The sequence below is a fragment of the Bacillus sp. FAU18 genome (assembly GCF_056033885.1).
Window position 1 is genome coordinate 818,662 of record NZ_JBVYHZ010000003.1, and the last position, 18,730, is coordinate 837,391.

An 18,730-nucleotide genomic window follows, 5' to 3' on the forward strand; every position below is an offset into this window, starting at 1 on the left:
GAAGGATGATTTGCATCTTCCTGACTAAGAAACAGGGGAGATAAGGCTTAAAGAAATGAAAAACACCGCTTTCTTTGCGGTGTTTTTTGATTACAATGTCGCCGGCGGGGCAATGCTTTTAATCAAGCAAGCCTTGTTCGCGCATTTTCTTTTTTAATGTAAATCCGCCGCCCATGACAGCGCAAACAAGTACAATGCTGGCGATAATGCCTGCAGGGCTTTTTTCAGCGATAAAGACGCCGATCAGCATAATGCTGAAAACCGCTGCAAATGCAAATAATAGTAAAAGCCAATTCATTTTTTTCATAAATTCCATCCCCTTTTACGTCTTATATTAAGTTTACAGAAAAACGTGACGCTTTTAAAGAGGATGTGTGATATAATATGAAAGTTATCTAATTTTTTTAGGAGATGAAAAAGTGAAACTTCGAAATGATCTTCGCAACATCGCGATTATTGCCCACGTTGACCATGGGAAAACGACTTTAGTCGATCAGCTTTTACATCAGGCTGGTACGTTCCGTGCCAACGAACAGGTTGCTGAACGCGCAATGGACTCAAATGATCTTGAACGCGAACGCGGCATTACAATTTTGGCGAAAAATACTGCGATTAACTATAAAGATACACGTATCAATATTTTGGACACCCCTGGACACGCAGACTTTGGGGGAGAAGTAGAACGGATTATGAAAATGGTAGACGGCGTAGTGCTTGTCGTTGACGCATATGAAGGCTGTATGCCTCAAACTCGTTTTGTTCTGAAAAAAGCTCTTGAGCAAAACCTGAACCCTGTTGTTGTTGTAAACAAAATTGACCGTGACTTTGCTCGTCCAGAGGAAGTTATCGATGAAGTTCTTGATCTGTTCATTGAGCTTGATGCCAATGAAGAGCAGCTCGAGTTCCCAGTGGTATATGCTTCCGCGATTAATGGAACAGCGAGTCTTGATCCGAAACAACAGGATGAAAACATGGAAGCTTTATATGAAACCATTATTAAGCATGTTCCGGCACCTGTTGATAATGCAGAGGAGCCGCTTCAATTCCAAGTTGCCCTTCTTGACTACAACGACTATGTAGGCCGTATCGGAATCGGACGCGTATTCCGCGGCACAATGAAAGTCGGACAGCAGGTTTCTCTTATGAAGCTTGACGGAACGGCTAAGTCATTCCGTGTTACAAAGATTTTTGGTTTCCAAGGCTTAAAGCGTGTGGAAATTGAAGAAGCAAAAGCGGGAGACCTCGTTGCGGTTTCCGGGATGGAAGATATCAACGTTGGTGAAACGGTATGTCCTGTAGACCATCAAGATCCGCTTCCGGTCCTTCGCATTGATGAGCCGACACTTCAAATGACATTTGTCGTGAATAACAGTCCGTTTGCAGGCCGTGAAGGCAAATATGTAACAGCCCGCAAAATCGAAGAGCGTCTTCAATCACAGCTTCAGACGGATGTGAGCTTGCGTGTTGAGCCAACAGCTTCTCCTGATGCTTGGGTTGTTTCAGGACGCGGTGAGCTGCACTTGTCAATTTTAATTGAAAATATGCGTCGTGAGGGCTATGAGCTTCAAGTGTCAAAACCTGAAGTTATTATCAAAGAAATAGACGGCGTACGCTGTGAGCCTGTTGAACGTGTGCAAATTGATGTTCCTGAAGAGCATACTGGCTCTGTCATGGAATCAATGGGTGCCCGCAAAGGCGAAATGGTTGATATGATCAACAACGGAAACGGCCAAGTCCGTCTCATCTTTACAGTTCCTTCCCGCGGATTGATCGGTTACTCTACAGAATTCCTATCATTAACACGCGGATTCGGTATTTTGAACCATACGTTTGACAGCTACCAGCCGATGCAGGCAGGCCAAGTCGGCGGACGCCGTCAAGGTGTACTTGTGTCAATGGAAAACGGAAAAGCAACATCATACGGAATTCAAGGAATTGAAGACCGCGGTGTCATCTTCGTTGAGCCAGGTACTGAAGTATACGAAGGAATGATCGTTGGAGAGCATAACCGTGACAATGACCTTGTTGTTAACGTCAGCAAAATGAAACAGCAAACAAACGTCCGTTCTGCGACAAAGGATCAGACAACTACAATTAAAAAAGCGCGCATCATGTCTCTTGAGGAGTCTCTAGAGTACTTAAACGAAGATGAATATTGTGAAGTAACGCCTGAATCCATCCGTTTAAGAAAGAAGATCCTCAATAAGAACGAACGTGAAAAAGCAGCTAAAAAGAAAAAAACAGCAGGATTGTCTTAATCTCGTGCAGAATTTGAAAAGATAGAACCCGTACGTTTACAGGGGAGGGAATCTTTTTGAATGACGTAAGCGAACGTCTGTCGTTCTTCGCCGCTCTATATCAAGTAGACCGGCAGCCTGCGGCAGGCATGTGGCTGCTGTACGGCACGATTTTTGTGTTGGCCGTTATTGTATTTAAGCTTGGATTTGCTAAACGGCTTCCTGTATTAAAATCTGCAGTGGTGTATGTATTTTTGGCGTTGGGCTGCACTGTTTTGACTTTTTTAGGGGTGTTTTTGCCCGTGGCAGAAGGATTGGTCGTCGCTGCGCTGATTTTAATCATTTACAAAATCCGGCTGTATCAGTCGAAAAAAGGACAGTCTGCAAAATCATAAAAGACTCAGCTGAAAGCTGAGTCTTTTTTGTGTTCTGTATGGTTAAGCGGCCGCTTTATTTTTTGACTTTTTCTTTTTTCTGCTGTCCCGGGTGAAAAGTAAATTTTCCCGTTTTCAGCCGTTCCTCTGTTTTTTTGGCAATCCGATCGTGGCATTCCTGGCACATATATGTATGGATCGGGCGGTTTCGAAGCCGTTTCGCGATCAGGGTATCATCATCAATTGTTTCAATTTTATCGCAAATAGAACATTTGACCCTCATCATATCACCTCTTTCACTAACATGTATTATAGCACGGATCAGAAGCTGTCCAAAATAAGAAAAAGCTAAAGCGCAAGGCTATAGCTTAGTCATTGTTGTTCTTTTTCATATGATGATCAGATTGATCGTTTTGCTCCTTCTCCATTTCCTGCTGCTGTTTTCTATTTAATTGGTCATTTTGCTGCTTTGTTTGCGGTTCGTCTTCATTGTCAATCACATCGTTAGGCACTTCGGGAAGCACTCGGCCGACAATTGCAGCTAATTCATCCAGTATACCTGTTACCGGATGGCCCTCGCTGATTTCTCTGCTCATTTCGCGAAGGCGGCTGACCGTATCGGGATCAGCAATGACTACTGCGTTGGCGCCATATCGATCATTCTTTAGCGCCTGGGCTACAGAATATTTAATGGTTTCCACTTTGCTTCTGTCCAAAGTATCATCGACATCAATCCCAACAACAGCATAACCTCCCAGCACAACGGCTGTTGCATCCTTGACGTCGGGGTTTTTTTCAGCAACGCTGACAAGATGCTTGGCAATATCCGTTCTTGTTCCATTGTCTTTTGTTTCTTGAGTTGTGTCCTTTACGTGAATCGGTTTAGTCTCCTGCTGTCTTGTTGATTCTTTTTCAACATTCTGGCCCTGTTTTCCTTGTTGATAGGCACAAGCGGACAGGATAAGTGTCAGCTGTATGATAATGAAAAGAATTCGCACTTGCGGGTTCCCTCCTTGAAATGCTTTCATTAATTTTATTGTTGAATTAACCTTCTATCTTTATGCACAAAAACATATATTTTAGCAGGCATTCACCTTTTTCATCAAAAGAGAAGCAGGAAGAACTTTGACCCTTATATCAGGAGGCTGAGACTTGAGTAAAATTTATGTGTTAGATACGAATGTGTTATTACAGGATCCTAACGCGATATTTTCTTTTGAAGAAAATGAGGTTGTCATCCCTGCTGTCGTTTTAGAAGAGGTTGATTCAAAAAAACGGTATATGGACGAAGTTGGGAGGAATGCAAGGCACGTATCTAAGCTAATCGATGCGCTAAGACAAAAGGGCAGGCTGCATGAGCATGTCCCGCTTGACACCGGCGGCACACTGAGAATTGAACTGAATCATCGTTCGTTTCACCAGCTGCAAGAGATCTTTATTGAAAAGACGAACGATAATCGCATATTAGCCGTTGCGAAAAACTTGAGCCTCGAGGAAGAAACCAAGGAAAATGGCAGGCCGGTTATCCTCGTCAGTAAGGATGTACTGGTCAGGGTTAAAGCCGACGCAATCGGACTGCTTGCTGAAGATTTCTTGAATGACCGGGTTGTGGACAATGATGAAATGTACAGCGGCTATAAAGATTTATATATCAGCCAGCAGCTGTTCAGCTCTTTTTACGGAAAAAATCAAATTTCAGTAAACGATGTGAAACAGCATGCGTTTTATCCGAATCAGTTTGCTTTAATGAAGGATGAGCTAGGAGGGTCCTCCTCGGCAGTCGGAATTGCAGATAAAACCGGAACGGTATTAAAAAGACTCGTATTTGATGATGAACATATATGGGGAATCAGGCCGAAAAATGTACAGCAGACAATGGCATTAGAGCTTTTGCTGCGGGAAGATATTCCGCTTGTCACCCTGATCGGAAAAGCGGGAACCGGAAAAACGCTCTTAGCTTTGGCGGCAGGGCTATTACAGACAGAAGACTTGGGAATATATAAAAAGCTGGTCGTCGCAAGGCCGATTGTTCCTGTTGGCAAGGACATCGGGTATTTGCCAGGCGAAAAAGAGGAAAAGCTAAAGCCTTGGATGCAGCCGATTTTTGACAACTTAGAGTTTCTGTTTAATGCGAAAAAACCAGGGGAGCTTGATGCTATTTTGGCGGGAATTGGCTCAATTCAGGTAGAGGCGCTGACTTATATCAGAGGGAGAAGCATTCCAGATCAATTTATTATCATTGATGAAGCGCAAAATTTGACCAGGCATGAGGTGAAAACTTTGCTGACGAGAGTCGGTGAGGGCAGTAAAATTGTCTTAATGGGTGACCCTGAACAAATTGATCACCCATATTTAGACAGTCTGAACAATGGTTTAGCCTATGTGGTTGAGCGGTTTAAAGGACAACCCATCTCAGGCAGCGTGAAGCTGTTAAAAGGTGAGAGATCAGGTCTCGCCCAGCTCGCAGCTGATTTGCTGTAACATTAAATGATTTCGATCTCTTTTACGTCGGTAATCGGCTGTTTGTGATGAATCGGGTCTTCAAAGTAAATATGCACGGGGCCGCCTTCTTGAATCGGCTTGCCTGCCTCACTGAAATGGACAATACTGTTCAGAGCGGTTTCCAGAGAAACGGCGGCCTTTCCCGAACTTGTGACAAATACACATTGTGTCGCAGAGCTGTTCGGCTCAGCATTTTTCAGGACAGTCCCAAGTCTCATTGCGAAACTGCCGTTCATCAGTTTTTGCTTCTCATATTGCTTTTCCGTCTTTAATGTAGGCGGGGCGATTCGCCCCTCTCTGATGACGCGTTCCGGATCAAGGTCGGATTCATCCCCGGCTGATTGTAAATATGTGTCTTGACTGTCCCCTTTGCGGTCAAACGAAAATTTGCGATCATCAAAAATCCATACGCTTGGATCAATGGTAATTGGATATGTAACATTGCCTTTTACTTGGATAACGCTCATGATATGACCCCCTTCTCTCAAAATTATAAAAGTTTTCGCATGAATTGTCACTTTGTGTACAAATTATGTGTATTGAAATGCTGAGGGAACGAGGGTGTTTGCATGGTATGCCAGCATAATGATGAGCTTGAAGCCTTAGTGAAAAAGGCGAAAAAAGTAACAGACAAGGGGGAGGTAGCCAGCTATATTCCCGCCTTGGCAAAAGCTGATAAACACGACCTGTCAGTGGCGATTTATTATTCCAATAATGTTTGTCTGTCAGCAGGTGACGTAGAAAAAACATTTACGCTTCAAAGTATATCGAAAGTCCTTTCCCTTGCTTTGGTGTTAATGGAATACGGCAAAGATAAGGTCTTCAGTTATGTTGGACAGGAGCCGACCGGTGATCCGTTTAATTCAATTATCAAGCTTGAAACAGTGAATCCGAGCAAGCCGTTAAACCCTATGATTAATGCCGGGGCATTGGTAGTGACAAGTCTGATAAGAGGAAGAACGGTGAAAGAGAGACTTGATTATTTGCTTTCTTTTATCAGAAGGCTGACAAACAACCAAGAGATTACATACTGCCGGGAAGTGGCTGAATCTGAATACAGCACTTCAATGATTAATCGGGCGATGTGTTATTATATGAAGCAGTACGGCATTTTTGAAGATGATGTAGAAGCAGTAATGGATTTATACACGAAGCAATGCGCGATTGAGATGAACAGCTTGGATTTAGCGAAAATCGGATCTGTATTTGCATTGAACGGCAGACATCCAGAGACTGGGGAGCAAGTCATCTCAAAAGATGTCGCTAGAATTTGCAAAACGTTTATGGTGACGTGCGGAATGTACAATGCAAGCGGGGAATTCGCAATTAAGGTCGGAATTCCTGCGAAAAGCGGCGTATCCGGCGGGATTATGGGCATTTCGCCTTACGATTTCGGGATCGGCATATTCGGCCCCGCATTAGACGAAAAAGGGAACAGCATTGCAGGTGTAAAGCTTTTGGAAATAATGTCTGAGATGTACAGGCTGAGTATTTTTTAATTTATGTCATATGCTTAAATCCTCTTGCATTTTCTGTTGATACCCTTTATGATAAATAGAAGAATTAGGTACTCGCCTGGGGAACGGAGGGATACTTTTGGCTTCAGAGATGATAGTTGACCATCGGCAAAAAGCTTTTGAACTCTTAAAAGTGGACGCTGAGAAGATTTTGAAGCTGATCCGAGTACAAATGGATAACTTAACGATGCCTCAATGTCCTCTATATGAAGAGGTTTTAGATACTCAAATGTTCGGGCTTTCGAGGGAAATCGATTTTGCTGTCCGCCTGGGATTGGTTGATGAAAAAGACGGTAAAGACCTTTTATACACATTGGAGCGCGAATTGTCTGCTTTGCATGACGCGTTTACAGCTAAATAAATGATAAAACTCAAACTTATTAACAGTTTGGGTTTTTTTATAACTGCTATTTTTCTCTCATCTCATAAAAGACGGTCTTTTTTTACACATTCCTTCCGAATCGTATAGAGATTCTTCGTCTCGTTTGATAAATTGTAGTAAAATAAAAAAGATAAATACATAAAAACCATAGATAATGGAAGTTAGAAGCAGGGAAGAGGATGTTATGTTAAAAAAAATGCTAAAATCTTATGATTACTCACTGATATTCGCAATTGTTTTATTATGCGGATTCGGTTTAGTAATGGTATACAGCTCAAGTATGATTACGGCTGTCTCCCGGTATGGTGTAAGCAGTAATTTTTTCTTCATGCGGCAGCTGTTTGCTTTAATTGCGGGTGGCGCTCTATTTATTCTCATGGCGTTGTTTCCTTATAAAGCACTGGCCCATCAAAAGTTTCAGAAGGGGATACTGCTTGTATCTGTTCTTGCGCTTATCTCACTGTTTGTTTTCGGGCATGTTGCCGGCAACGCGCAGAGCTGGTTTAAAATCGGCGGAATGAGTATTCAGCCGGGGGAGTTTGTGAAACTGGTCGTGATTTTATACCTTGCAGCCGTATATGCAAAAAAACAAAGTTATATCGACCATCTGTTAACGGGAGTAGCCCCTCCGGTAGTCATGACGCTTATAATTTGCGGGTTAATTGCCATGCAGCCAGATTTCGGTACAGCCATGATTATAGGGTTAATTGCGACGTGCATGATCTTGTGCTCCGGATTCAGCGGAAAGACGCTGGTGAGGCTGCTTTTGCTCGGCGGAATTGTTTTCATTTTAGTCAGCCCGATTCTCTATTTAAATCAGGATCAAATTTTAACTAAAGGCCGTTTGGCGCGTTTTGAGAGTCTTGAAGACCCATTTAAGTATGCAAATTCATCAGGTTTGCAAGTGATCAATTCTTATTATGCGATCAGCTCAGGCGGCATTTTCGGCCTGGGGCTCGGTGAAAGTATCCAAAAATACGGATATCTGCCTGAATCACACACTGACTTTATTATGGCTGTCATTGCTGAAGAGCTCGGCATTTTTGGGGTATTGTTTGTGATTTTCTTATTGGGTTTTGTCGTCATAAAAGGTTTTTATATTGCCAGAAAATGCGAGGACCCGTTTGGAAGTCTTCTGGCGATCGGCATTTCAAGCATGATTGCCATCCAGTCGTTTATTAACCTTGGCGGTGTCAGCGGATTAATTCCGATTACAGGGGTTACGCTGCCATTTATCAGTTACGGGGGCTCTTCTTTGGTGCTGCTGCTGGGGAGTATGGGGATATTAGCGAATATCAGCATGTTTGTGAAATATTCAGAGAATAAGAAAAAGAAAGAGCCCTTGGCGCCGAAGGGAATGAAAAAGAAACAGCTCAAAAAAACTGTTTATCAGTAAAAAACAAGTGTGTACAGGGGAAGGATATTCCGCTATGATAGATTATATTCCATTCGGGTAAGGGGGAGAAAAGTTTGTCTCAGCAATCGATACAAAAAGTATTAGTAGCAAACAGGGGAGAAATTGCAATCCGAATATTCCGGGCGTGTACCGAGTTGAATATTCGTACAGTTGCGGTCTATTCAAAAGAAGATTCCGGTTCCTACCATCGGTACAAAGCGGATGAAGCATACTTGGTCGGTGAAGGGAAAAAACCGATTGATGCTTACCTGGATATTGAAGGTATCATTGATATTGCGAAAAGAAACAAAGTCGATGCAATTCATCCGGGATACGGTTTCTTATCTGAAAATATTCATTTTGCGAGACGATGTGAAGAAGAAGGCATCGTTTTCATAGGGCCAAAATCCGAGCATCTCGATATGTTTGGTGACAAGGTAAAAGCGCGTGAGCAGGCAGAAAAAGCGGGAATCCCCGTGATTCCCGGAAGCGACGGTCCTGCCGAAACGCTTGAAGCCGTCGAACAATTTGGACAAACTAACGGTTATCCGATCATCATTAAAGCCTCGCTTGGCGGCGGCGGCCGCGGTATGCGGATTGTCAGATCTGAAAGTGAAGTTAAAGAAGCATATGAGCGTGCTAAATCAGAGGCGAAAGCAGCTTTTGGCAATGATGAAGTTTATGTAGAAAAATTAATTGAGAATCCGAAACATATTGAGGTTCAGGTCATTGGAGACAAGCAGGGAAATGTCGTCCATCTTTTTGAGAGGGATTGCTCCGTTCAAAGACGCCATCAAAAAGTCATTGAAGTGGCGCCGAGTGTCTCGCTGTCACCTGAATTAAGGGACCAAATTTGTGAGGCGGCAGTTGCGCTTGCCAAAAATGTAAACTATATAAATGCGGGGACGGTCGAATTCCTTGTTGCAAACAACGAGTTCTACTTTATTGAAGTAAACCCTCGCGTACAAGTTGAACACACGATAACAGAAATGATTACTGGTGTCGATATTGTTCAAACTCAGATCCTTGTTGCCCAAGGGCACAGCCTTCACAGCAAAAAAGTAAATATTCCTGAGCAAAAGGACATTTTTACAATCGGCTATGCCATTCAGTCACGGGTTACGACTGAAGATCCGCAAAATGATTTCATGCCTGATACAGGAAAAATCATGGCTTACCGCTCAGGCGGCGGTTTTGGTGTCCGTCTTGATACCGGAAACAGCTTCCAGGGTGCCGTGATCACACCATACTATGATTCACTTCTCGTTAAGCTTTCAACTTGGGCTTTAACGTTTGAACAGGCAGCTGCCAAAATGGTGCGAAACCTTCAGGAGTTCAGAATCAGAGGCATAAAAACGAACATTCCGTTCCTTGAGAACGTTGCAAAACATGAGAAGTTCCTGACAGGGCAATATGATACATCTTTCATTGATACAACGCCTGAATTATTTAATTTCCCTAAACAAAAAGACCGCGGAACGAAAATGCTCACTTACATCGGCAATGTGACAGTAAACGGCTTCCCTGGAATCGGGAAAAAAGAAAAACCGGCGTTTGACAAACCGTTAAGCGTAAAGGTAGACGTTGATCAGCAGCCTGCCAAAGGAACAAAGCAAATTCTCGATGAAAAAGGTGCAGAAGGGCTTGCAAATTGGGTTAAGGAGCAGAAATCTGTCCTTTTAACTGATACGACATTCAGGGATGCCCACCAATCGTTATTGGCAACTAGAATCAGATCGCATGATTTGAAAAAAATCGCAAATCCGACGGCTGCGTTATGGCCTGAACTATTCAGTATGGAAATGTGGGGAGGCGCGACCTTTGATGTAGCCTACCGATTCCTAAAAGAAGATCCGTGGAAGCGTTTGGAAGATCTTCGCAAAGAAGTGCCAAATACCTTATTCCAGATGCTGCTTCGCTCATCAAATGCGGTCGGCTATACTAATTATCCGGACAATGTGATTAAAGAATTTGTGAAGCAATCAGCTCAATCCGGTATTGATGTTTTTCGTATTTTCGACAGCTTAAACTGGGTAAAAGGGATGACGTTAGCCATTGATGCCGTTCGGGATACCGGAAAAGTGGCAGAAGCTGCGATTTGTTATACGGGAGATATCCTTGACAAGAACCGGACGAAGTACGATCTTGCTTATTATACATCGATGGCGAAGGAGCTTGAGGCGGCCGGAGCCCATATTCTCGGGATTAAAGATATGGCAGGGCTGTTAAAACCGCAGGCTGCATATGAACTCGTTTCTGCGTTGAAAGAAACGATCGACATTCCGGTTCACCTTCATACGCATGATACGAGCGGAAACGGTATTTATATGTATGCGAAAGCTGTTGAAGCCGGCGTTGATATCATAGACGTGGCGGTCAGCTCAATGGCGGGATTAACGTCACAGCCTAGCGCGAGCGGATTTTATCATGCGATGGAAGGCAACGACCGCCGTCCGGAAATGAATGTCCAAGGCGTTGAATTGCTGTCCCAATATTGGGAGTCGGTACGTAAATATTATAGTGAATTTGAAAGCGGAATGAAGTCTCCGCATACTGAAATTTATGAGCACGAAATGCCAGGGGGTCAATACAGCAACCTGCAGCAGCAAGCCAAGGGAGTAGGCCTTGGCGACCGCTGGAACGAAGTCAAGGAAATGTACAGACGCGTGAACGATATGTTCGGTGACATCGTCAAGGTAACGCCTTCCTCAAAAGTAGTCGGAGATATGGCACTCTACATGGTGCAAAACAATCTGACTGAAAAAGACGTTTACGAAAGAGGCGAATCTTTAGATTTCCCTGATTCTGTCGTGGAGCTTTTCAAAGGAAATATCGGCCAGCCTCATGGCGGATTCCCGGAAAAACTGCAAAAGCTGATCTTAAAAGGGCAGGAGCCGATTACAGTCAGACCGGGCGAACTGCTTGAGCCGGTGTCATTTGAAGCGATCAAACAGGAATTTAAAGAGCAGCATAACTTGGAAATTTCAGATCAGGATGCTGTGGCGTATGCCCTTTATCCTAAAGTCTTCACTGATTATGTGAAAACGACAGAAAGCTATGGAGACATTTCGGTATTAGATACACCGACATTCTTCTACGGTATGACATTAGGTGAAGAGATAGAAGTTGAAATTGAGCGCGGCAAAACGCTGATCGTTAAGCTGATTTCAATCGGTGAGCCTCAGCCTGACGCCACTCGCGTCGTTTATTTCGAACTGAACGGGCAGCCGCGTGAAGTAGTCATTAAAGATGAAAGCATTAAGTCTTCCGTTAAGGAAAGGCTGAAAGCAGACCGGACAAATCCAAGCCACATCGCAGCTTCCATGCCTGGAACCGTTATTAAGGTATTGGCTGAAGCAGGTACAAAAGTCAATAAAGGTGATCATTTGATGATTAATGAAGCGATGAAAATGGAAACAACGGTTCAGGCGCCTTTCTCAGGAACAATCAAGCAGGTTCATGTGAAAAATGGCGAGCCAATCCAAACGGGAGATCTGCTTCTCGAAATTGAAAAAGCATAAAAAACAAGAGTGTATGTCATTTGATATACACTCTTGTTTTTTTATAAAGAAAATGTGGAGTGAATCAGATGGTTAGAAGAGATATAAGGGGACTTCAGAGATTATACAGTACTGTCACAAGCCCAAAATAAAAAGAGGCTTATATACCACCCATTTTTTAGATGCTTTGTAGTAGTCCATGCATATTTCTTTAAGCACTATCTGATTTTCCAATGGCCAAAAGGCTTTAATACTTATGTTCGCGGGCTATAGATCCATATGAAATTTCTATAATACGATGAGAAAGGGACAGACTGAAGTGAGCCGCTCACTGATCATCAAGTTCAGCGAAGGCTGGCGATTAAAACGCATAAAGTTCCAAAAAACAAGACATTAAAAAGACCAAAGCCGCCTAAGGCTTTGGTCTTGAGTCCTTATGATTGCCTGGATTCATAACGGAAACGAGCAATCAATAATAAGAAGTAGCATAGAACGCCAAACAGACAGGCAATAAAGAACGAGTGGGCAAGTGCAAAGCCCAGAGCCAGTTCAGAGTATACGATCATAATACCGGACAGTGCCTGTAATGTAATGAAAATAAGACATGAGATCCATCCCCAAAAGATCTGTTTTTGATCTTTATAGGAAGTAATAGCATGAACAGCGGCAACAATAATCCATACAAATAACAGTAAGGCTGCTGCTCTGTGGCCCATTTGCACCCATTCATGGAATTGGGTCGGAAGTCCATTGTTCAGCGGGCTGCACAGCGGCACATCAGGACATGCCAGACTTGATTCAGTGTGTCTTACATATGCGCCTGTATACACAACGATATAGGAATATATCAAAATTCCTATCATGTGAAATTGCATCTTTTTGCCGATTTGAAGCGGCTTAACCAGTGTTCTGACTGATTTATCAGCTTCAAATATGAGCAATGTCAAAATAAGCACTGAAGCAAAAGAAATTAATGAGATGCCGAAGTGAAGCGCCATAATCAGCGCGTTCGAACCGAATACGACAGCCAATGCGCCAAGCAATGCCTGAAGAAATAAAAAGATAATTGACATGATCGCGAGAAACGTTGTTTCACGGAAAATCGGCGTGATTTTTCTCCATGACCAAAACGCAAGGCTTAGCACAAGGATAATAGAGATTCCGCTTGCGAATCGGTGGCTCCATTCAATAATTGAAGCCGGATTCAGTTCAGGGAAAAAACGGCCGTGACACAGCGGCCACTGTCTGCCGCATCCTTGGCCGGAACCTGTTTTTGTAACGAGGGCACCCCCGATTAAAACAATTAGCATGACAAATGTCGTCAGAACACCGAGAGCTTTTAATGCTTTATTCATACAATATTCACCTTCTCAACATACTGCTGCAATTTTATATACGTTCCAAGTGTAAGCGAATATGTGTTTTGTGGCAATTCCCAGAGCCTTTTGTTCACAAAAATATAATAGAATGACGGCTTCTGGAAAATGTACACTTGATTATTCATGCCGGGTCTGATAGAAATAAGGTAAACGCAATGACGATTTGGAGATTGCCTTCATCTTTGGTAAAATTCATAAAAAGTTCACAAATAAATTCCTGTTTGTCGTTTAATATTTAATAGGATGTTTTTTTACAAGATGTTATCTTGTATGATAGAGTTGCAGGTTATTTTATTTTCCTGCGTTAGGTTTGTAAGGGAGGTTTACGTTATGGCTAACTCCAGAATCTTAAATGATACAGCTATAGACGGACAAATTGAAGAAACAACGGCATGGAAAGATTTTCTGTCCCTTATTAAAATAGGGATCGTCAATTCTAACCTCATCACGACTTTCACTGGAATGTGGCTTGCACTGCATATTTCCGGTTTAAGTTTTTTAGGCAATATAAACACCGTTCTTCTTACGTTAATCGGGTCTTCACTGATTATTGCGGGCTCCTGCGCGATCAATAACTGGTATGACCGGGACATTGACCATCTTATGGAGCGTACGAAAGTAAGACCGACGGTTACGGGTAAAATTCAGCCGAGTCAGGCGTTATGGTCTGGAATTTTGCTGGTTGCTTTAGGATTGATCATGCTGCTGATGACAACTGTCATGGCTGCTGTTATCGGTTTTATCGGAGTCTTTACGTATGTTGTATTGTACACAATGTGGACGAAACGCCGCTATACGATTAACACAGTAGTAGGAAGCGTTTCCGGTGCAGTGCCGCCGCTTATTGGATGGACGGCAGTGGAAGGGAATATCGGTGTCGTAGCATGGGTGTTATTCATGATTTTATTTATTTGGCAGATTCCTCACTTCTTAGCATTGGCTATTAAGAAAACTGAGGATTACAGAGCTGCAAATATTCCGATGCTTCCTGTCGTATACGGATTTGAAGTGACAAAAAGACAAATTATTGTGTGGGTTGCGTGCCTGATGCCGCTTCCGTTTTTCCTTGGTAGCCTGGGTCTTCCGATTGTCATTCTCGGCTTGCTGTTAAATATCGGCTGGCTGATTCTTGGCTTAATGGGATTCCGCTCCAAGAATATCATGAAGTGGGCAACGCAGATGTTCGTTTACTCGCTTAACTACATGACAATCTATTTCGTTGCCATGGTTGTCTTGACGCTTTTCTAAAAAATAGATATGATGCTTGTTTTATCGCTTCAAAATAAACGATGACAACTAGTAAATGCCGCCTTGACCTCTTGTTTAATCAGGCGGCTTTACTTTTATACATAGATGGCATTTTGAGTAAAAAAACTCATAATTTAAGAGAAGAGGAAATGTAAGTGCTTTATTGGTGATAGGTTGGATGGCGATAGATTTCGATCCGCTTTCCGCCTTTGTATTGACCAGAAAAGGGGTTGGGTGAAATGGTAAAGCATTGGCGTCTTATTTTATTATTAGCCTTAGTGCCGCTTCTATTAAGCGGATGTGGAAAACCTTTTTTATCCACGCTCAAGCCTGCTGGCGAGGTGGCTGATAAACAGTATGACCTGACAGTGCTCAGCACATTGATTATGGTGGTTGTTGTTGCAGTAGTATCTGTTATCTTCTTTTATGTGATTGTGAGATTCAGAAGATCACGGGTCGGTGAGAACACGATACCGAAACAGGTAGAGGGGAATAAATTTTTAGAAATCACATGGACCGTGATCCCGATTTTGCTGCTCATTATTCTTGTGATTCCTGTTGTATTATATACGCTGGAGCTAGCGGACACATCACCAATGGATAAAAAAGGCCGCAAAGCTGAGGATGCTCTTGTAGTCAATGTTAGGGCAAATTTATACTGGTGGGAGTTTGAGTACCCTGATTACGGCATTATCACAAGCCAGGAGCTGATTGTACCGACAGATCAGCGTGTATATTTTAATTTAAAAGCCTCTGATGTAAAACATTCCTTCTGGATTCCTTCAGTTGGAGGAAAACTTGATACGAATACGGATAATGAAAATAAGTTCTTCCTGACATTTGATTCAAAACGAAGCAAAGAGGCAGGAGATATGTTTTTTGGGAAGTGTGCAGAGCTTTGCGGCCCTTCACATGCGCTGATGGATTTTAAGGTGAAGACGATGTCTGCAAAAGAATTTCAGGGCTGGACAAAAGAAATGAAGAACTATAAATCTACAGCAGAGAGCGATTTGGCTAAGCAGGGTGAAGAACTGTTTAAAGAGAAAAACTGCCTGAGCTGCCATGCGGTAGAGCCGAATGATAAGCGTGCAGAAGCCGCTAGAACGGCACCCAACTTGGCGACCTTCGGTGAAAGGACAAAAGTGGCAGGGGTGAAAGAGGCCAACAAAGAAAATGTGAAGGCTTGGCTGAAGGACCCTGACAGCATAAAGCCGGGGAACAAAATGACAGGCACATATCCAAAGCTCTCAGACAGCGAAACAGATGCGCTTTATGAATACTTAAAAGGCTTAAAAGCGGAAAGCAAGTAGGGAAGAAAGGGAGATATTGGGGGAGGTCACATATGTTGAATGCGCTTACAGAAAAGCGGACGCGCGGATCTATGCTTTGGGATTATTTGACGACGGTGGACCATAAAAAAATCGCGATTCTTTATTTAGTGGCAGGGGGATTCTTCTTTCTTGTCGGGGGAATTGAAGCGATGTTTATCAGAATTCAGCTTGCAAAGCCGGAAAATGCGTTTCTCAGTGCTCAAGCATACAATGAAGTAATGACTATGCACGGAACGACGATGATCTTTCTGGCTGCGATGCCGCTCTTATTTGCCTTGATGAATGCGGTTGTGCCTTTGCAGATCGGGGCTCGGGACGTTTCGTTTCCATTTTTAAACGCGCTTGGTTTTTGGCTCTTCTTTTTCGGGGGCATTTTCTTAAATCTAAGCTGGTTTTTGGGCGGAGCGCCAGATGCGGGCTGGACGTCATATGCCTCACTTTCGCTTCATTCTAAAGGGCACGGCATAGACTTTTTCGTCCTCGGACTCCAAATATCGGGGCTCGGGACGCTGATAGCCGGGATTAACTTTTTGGCCACGATTATCAACATGAGGGCTCCGGGCATGACGTATATGAGGCTGCCTTTGTTTACATGGACGACATTTGTGGCCTCGGCATTGATTTTGTTCGCGTTTCCGCCGCTTACGGTTGGATTGGCTCTCATGATGCTGGATCGACTGTTCGGAACCAATTTCTTTAACCCGGAGCTTGGCGGAAATACGGTCATTTGGGAACATTTATTTTGGATCTTCGGCCACCCGGAGGTTTATATCCTAATTTTGCCTGCATTCGGTATTTTTTCTGAGGTCATCCCTGTGTTCGCCAGAAAGCGTTTGTTTGGCTATTCTTCAATGGTTTTTGCAATCGTGCTCATTGGCTTTCTGGGCTTTATGGTTTGGGTGCATCACATGTTCACGACTGGTCTCGGCCCGATTGCAAATGCGATTTTTGCGGTTGCAACAATGGCTATCGCGATTCCGACCGGGATTAAGATTTTTAACTGGCTGTTGACGATTTGGGGAGGAAATGTGAAGTATACAACCGCTATGCTGTATGCTGTCTCATTTATTCCATCCTTTGTGCTCGGCGGTGTGACGGGAGTCATGCTGGCAGCTGCTGCGGCTGATTATCAGTTCCATGATACGTATTTTGTGGTTGCGCACTTCCACTACGTCATTATTGGCGGCGTTGTATTCGGCCTTTTAGCCGGTGTTCATTTCTGGTGGCCGAAAATGTTCGGTAAAATTCTGCATGAAACGATGGGGAAAATTTCATTTGTATTGTTTTTTATCGGCTTTCACCTCACGTTTTTCATTCAGCATTTTGTCGGCTTAATGGGGATGCCGCGCCGGGTTTATACGTTTTTGCCAGGACAGGGTCTGGAAACCGGCAACTTGATCAGTACAATCGGGGCGTTTTTTATGGCGGCAGCTGTTATTCTTCTGCTGGTCAATGTCATATGGACATCGGTAAAAGGTGAATATGTAGGTGCTGATCCATGGCATGACGGACGTACGCTGGAATGGACCGTTTCTTCACCGCCGCCGGAGTATAACTTTAAACAGCTTCCTTTTGTCAGAGGACTTGATCCGCTTTGGATTGAGAAGCAGGCAGGGCACAAATCAATGACGCCGGCGGAACCAGTTGATGATATTCATATGCCAAACGGCTCAATCCTGCCGCTCATCATTTCCTTCGGCCTTTTTGTCGCAGCGTTCGGGCTGCTGTACAGAAGTGATTATGCTTGGGGCCTGCCAGTGATCTTTATCGGGCTTGGCATCACATTTATTACGATGCTGCTTCGTTCAGTAATTGATGATCACGGCTATCATATTCATAAAGAGGAACTGCCGAACGATGATAAAGGGGTGAAGGCATAATGCAAGTTCAAGAAAAATTCACCGCAGAAACCTTTCCAGCTTCTCCCGAAAAAGTAACCCTGGAAGGGAAAAATAAATTTTTAGGCTTTTGGCTTTTTCTTGGCGGAGAGACTGTTCTGTTTGCGTCTCTCTTCGCCACGTTTCTTGCGCTTCGGAATTCAAATGCCGGTGATCCGCCTACGACGGAAATGTTCGATGTGACACTTGTATTCATAGCCACAATGCTTCTATTAACGAGCAGTTTAACGAGTGTGTACGCGATGTACCACATGAAGAACTTTTCCTTCGGCAAGATGCAGCTTTGGCTGGGAATTACGATTTTATTGGGGGCGGGCTTTTTAGGACTGGAAATCTATGAGTTCAAGCATTACACCCATGAATTTGGCTTTACCATCACAAGCTCTGCCCTTGGTTCTGCGTTTTACACGCTTGTCGGTACACACGGCGCCCACGTGGCATTTGGGCTTATGTGGATCAGCACGCTTATGATCCGCAATGCCAAGAGAGGGCTGAATCTGTATACGGCGCCTAAGTTTTACGTTGCCAGCCTTTATTGGCACTTTATTGATGTCGTGTGGGTCTTCATCTTTACCGTTGTATATTTAATGGGGATGGTGGGATAAACATGGTCGATAAAAAAAGCAGAGGGCATATCAATAGCGACCTTGAATTTAAGAAAAAAAAAGCATGCCCGAGAGATGAAATATCAAGTCCTGTCTTTTGGTTTAATGATCGGTCTTACGATTGTTGCATTTCTGACTGTGGCCACGGACGGTGTCGGCAGCTGGTTTACGATTCCTTTCATTATTTTGCTAGCTGCTATTCAAGTCATCTTTCAGCTGTATTATTTCATGCATATGAATCAGAAAGGGCATGAGGCGCCGGCACTGTTTTTGTATTCAGGGGTGTTTGTCGCGTTTATCACTGTGCTTGCGTTTGTGACAATTATATGGTGGTAATTTGAACAGCCGCCGGAGGTGAAGA

The 18,730-nt window shown here is 43.5% G+C and carries 16 protein-coding genes and 1 pseudogene; 12 read left to right on the forward strand and 5 right to left on the reverse strand.

The window, feature by feature from the left end:
- Positions 1-118: 118 nt before the first annotated feature.
- On the reverse strand, positions 119-307 hold the full coding sequence (locus AC0OMU_RS04590) for a YlaF family protein (protein ID WP_003245500.1): 189 nt from the start codon (positions 305-307) through the stop codon (positions 119-121).
- A 112-nt stretch (positions 308-419) separates the two neighbouring features.
- Between AC0OMU_RS04590 and typA the strand changes: the two genes are divergently transcribed.
- The gene (typA, locus tag AC0OMU_RS04595; protein WP_003232278.1) at positions 420-2,258 is read left to right on the forward strand and encodes a translational GTPase TypA; all 1,839 of its coding nucleotides are present in this window, start codon (positions 420-422) and stop codon (positions 2,256-2,258) included.
- Between the two features lie 56 nt (positions 2,259-2,314).
- Positions 2,315-2,632 carry a YlaH-like family protein gene (locus AC0OMU_RS04600; protein WP_003232274.1) on the forward strand — a complete coding sequence of 106 codons (318 nt, stop codon included), beginning with the start codon at positions 2,315-2,317 and terminating at the stop codon, positions 2,630-2,632.
- Between the two features lie 55 nt (positions 2,633-2,687).
- On the opposite strand, the gene AC0OMU_RS04605 is transcribed toward AC0OMU_RS04600, so the two are convergent.
- Positions 2,688-2,897 carry a YlaI family protein gene (locus AC0OMU_RS04605; protein ID WP_003232271.1) on the reverse strand — a complete coding sequence of 70 codons (210 nt, stop codon included), beginning with the start codon at positions 2,895-2,897 and terminating at the stop codon, positions 2,688-2,690.
- A gap of 82 nt (positions 2,898-2,979) precedes the next feature.
- Positions 2,980-3,609: a YhcN/YlaJ family sporulation lipoprotein gene (locus tag AC0OMU_RS04610; RefSeq protein ID WP_003232269.1), complete on the reverse strand. Its 630-nt coding sequence runs from the start codon at positions 3,607-3,609 to the stop codon at positions 2,980-2,982.
- A 154-nt stretch (positions 3,610-3,763) separates the two neighbouring features.
- Here AC0OMU_RS04610 and AC0OMU_RS04615 point away from each other — a divergent pair, with 154 nt between their 5' ends.
- Positions 3,764-5,092, forward strand: a complete 1,329-nt coding sequence (locus tag AC0OMU_RS04615; protein WP_003245272.1) for a PhoH family protein — start codon at positions 3,764-3,766, stop codon at positions 5,090-5,092.
- Between the two features lie 2 nt (positions 5,093-5,094).
- Here the strand turns inward: AC0OMU_RS04615 and AC0OMU_RS04620 are convergent, their stop codons facing one another.
- The gene (locus tag AC0OMU_RS04620) at positions 5,095-5,580 is read right to left on the reverse strand and encodes a hypothetical protein (protein ID WP_015383578.1); all 486 of its coding nucleotides are present in this window, start codon (positions 5,578-5,580) and stop codon (positions 5,095-5,097) included.
- Between the two features lie 102 nt (positions 5,581-5,682).
- Here AC0OMU_RS04620 and glsA point away from each other — a divergent pair, with 102 nt between their 5' ends.
- The 4 genes from glsA to pyc all read left to right on the forward strand — a co-directional run bounded on the left by glsA (position 5,683) and on the right by pyc (position 11,929).
- Positions 5,683-6,612 (forward strand): glutaminase A, encoded by a 930-nt coding sequence (gene glsA, locus AC0OMU_RS04625; RefSeq protein WP_003245206.1) that lies wholly within the window; start codon positions 5,683-5,685, stop codon positions 6,610-6,612.
- 97 nt (positions 6,613-6,709) lie between these two features.
- Positions 6,710-6,991, forward strand: a complete 282-nt coding sequence (locus AC0OMU_RS04630) for an Fpa/YlaN family protein (RefSeq protein ID WP_003245286.1) — start codon at positions 6,710-6,712, stop codon at positions 6,989-6,991.
- A gap of 205 nt (positions 6,992-7,196) precedes the next feature.
- Positions 7,197-8,408 (forward strand): cell division protein FtsW, encoded by a 1,212-nt coding sequence (gene ftsW / locus AC0OMU_RS04635; protein ID WP_128992788.1) that lies wholly within the window; start codon positions 7,197-7,199, stop codon positions 8,406-8,408.
- Positions 8,409-8,482: 74 nt separating this feature from the next.
- On the forward strand, positions 8,483-11,929 hold the full coding sequence (pyc, locus tag AC0OMU_RS04640) for a pyruvate carboxylase (RefSeq protein WP_322839601.1): 3,447 nt from the start codon (positions 8,483-8,485) through the stop codon (positions 11,927-11,929).
- A gap of 413 nt (positions 11,930-12,342) precedes the next feature.
- Here the strand turns inward: pyc and ctaA are convergent, their stop codons facing one another.
- Positions 12,343-13,263 (reverse strand): heme A synthase CtaA, encoded by a 921-nt coding sequence (ctaA, locus tag AC0OMU_RS04645; RefSeq protein ID WP_015483190.1) that lies wholly within the window; start codon positions 13,261-13,263, stop codon positions 12,343-12,345.
- Between the two features lie 354 nt (positions 13,264-13,617).
- Between ctaA and cyoE the strand changes: the two genes are divergently transcribed.
- From cyoE to ctaF, 5 genes and pseudogenes are all read left to right on the forward strand, one after another.
- The gene (cyoE, locus tag AC0OMU_RS04650) at positions 13,618-14,535 is read left to right on the forward strand and encodes a heme o synthase (protein WP_003232250.1); all 918 of its coding nucleotides are present in this window, start codon (positions 13,618-13,620) and stop codon (positions 14,533-14,535) included.
- A 239-nt stretch (positions 14,536-14,774) separates the two neighbouring features.
- Positions 14,775-15,845, forward strand: coding sequence for a cytochrome c oxidase subunit II (gene coxB / locus AC0OMU_RS04655; RefSeq protein ID WP_014663859.1), 1,071 nt, complete (start codon positions 14,775-14,777; stop codon positions 15,843-15,845).
- Positions 15,846-15,877: 32 nt separating this feature from the next.
- Positions 15,878-17,746, forward strand: a complete 1,869-nt coding sequence (ctaD, locus tag AC0OMU_RS04660; protein ID WP_003232245.1) for a cytochrome c oxidase subunit I — start codon at positions 15,878-15,880, stop codon at positions 17,744-17,746.
- A complete protein-coding gene (gene ctaE / locus AC0OMU_RS04665; RefSeq protein ID WP_003232244.1) occupies positions 17,746-18,369 on the forward strand; it encodes a cytochrome c oxidase subunit III in 624 nt (207 codons plus the stop codon). The genes ctaD and ctaE overlap by 1 nt, the downstream gene beginning before the upstream one ends.
- Positions 18,370-18,371: 2 nt before the next feature.
- Positions 18,372-18,705: pseudogene (gene ctaF, locus AC0OMU_RS04670) on the forward strand (cytochrome c oxidase subunit IVB).
- Positions 18,706-18,730 lie beyond the last annotated feature (25 nt).

Coding starts and splice junctions, on each gene's coding strand:
- ftsW (WP_128992788.1), top strand. CDS start 7,197: ATGTTAAAAAAAATGCTAAAATCTTATGATTACTCACTGATATTCGCA.
- ctaD (WP_003232245.1), top strand. CDS start 15,878: ATGTTGAATGCGCTTACAGAAAAGCGGACGCGCGGATCTATGCTTTGG.
- coxB (WP_014663859.1), top strand. CDS start 14,775: ATGGTAAAGCATTGGCGTCTTATTTTATTATTAGCCTTAGTGCCGCTT.
- cyoE (WP_003232250.1), top strand. CDS start 13,618: ATGGCTAACTCCAGAATCTTAAATGATACAGCTATAGACGGACAAATT.
- ctaE (WP_003232244.1), top strand. CDS start 17,746: ATGCAAGTTCAAGAAAAATTCACCGCAGAAACCTTTCCAGCTTCTCCC.
- AC0OMU_RS04620 (WP_015383578.1), bottom strand. CDS start 5,580: ATGAGCGTTATCCAAGTAAAAGGCAATGTTACATATCCAATTACCATT.
- AC0OMU_RS04605 (WP_003232271.1), bottom strand. CDS start 2,897: ATGATGAGGGTCAAATGTTCTATTTGCGATAAAATTGAAACAATTGAT.
- AC0OMU_RS04590 (WP_003245500.1), bottom strand. CDS start 307: ATGAAAAAAATGAATTGGCTTTTACTATTATTTGCATTTGCAGCGGTT.
- ctaA (WP_015483190.1), bottom strand. CDS start 13,263: ATGAATAAAGCATTAAAAGCTCTCGGTGTTCTGACGACATTTGTCATG.
- glsA (WP_003245206.1), top strand. CDS start 5,683: ATGGTATGCCAGCATAATGATGAGCTTGAAGCCTTAGTGAAAAAGGCG.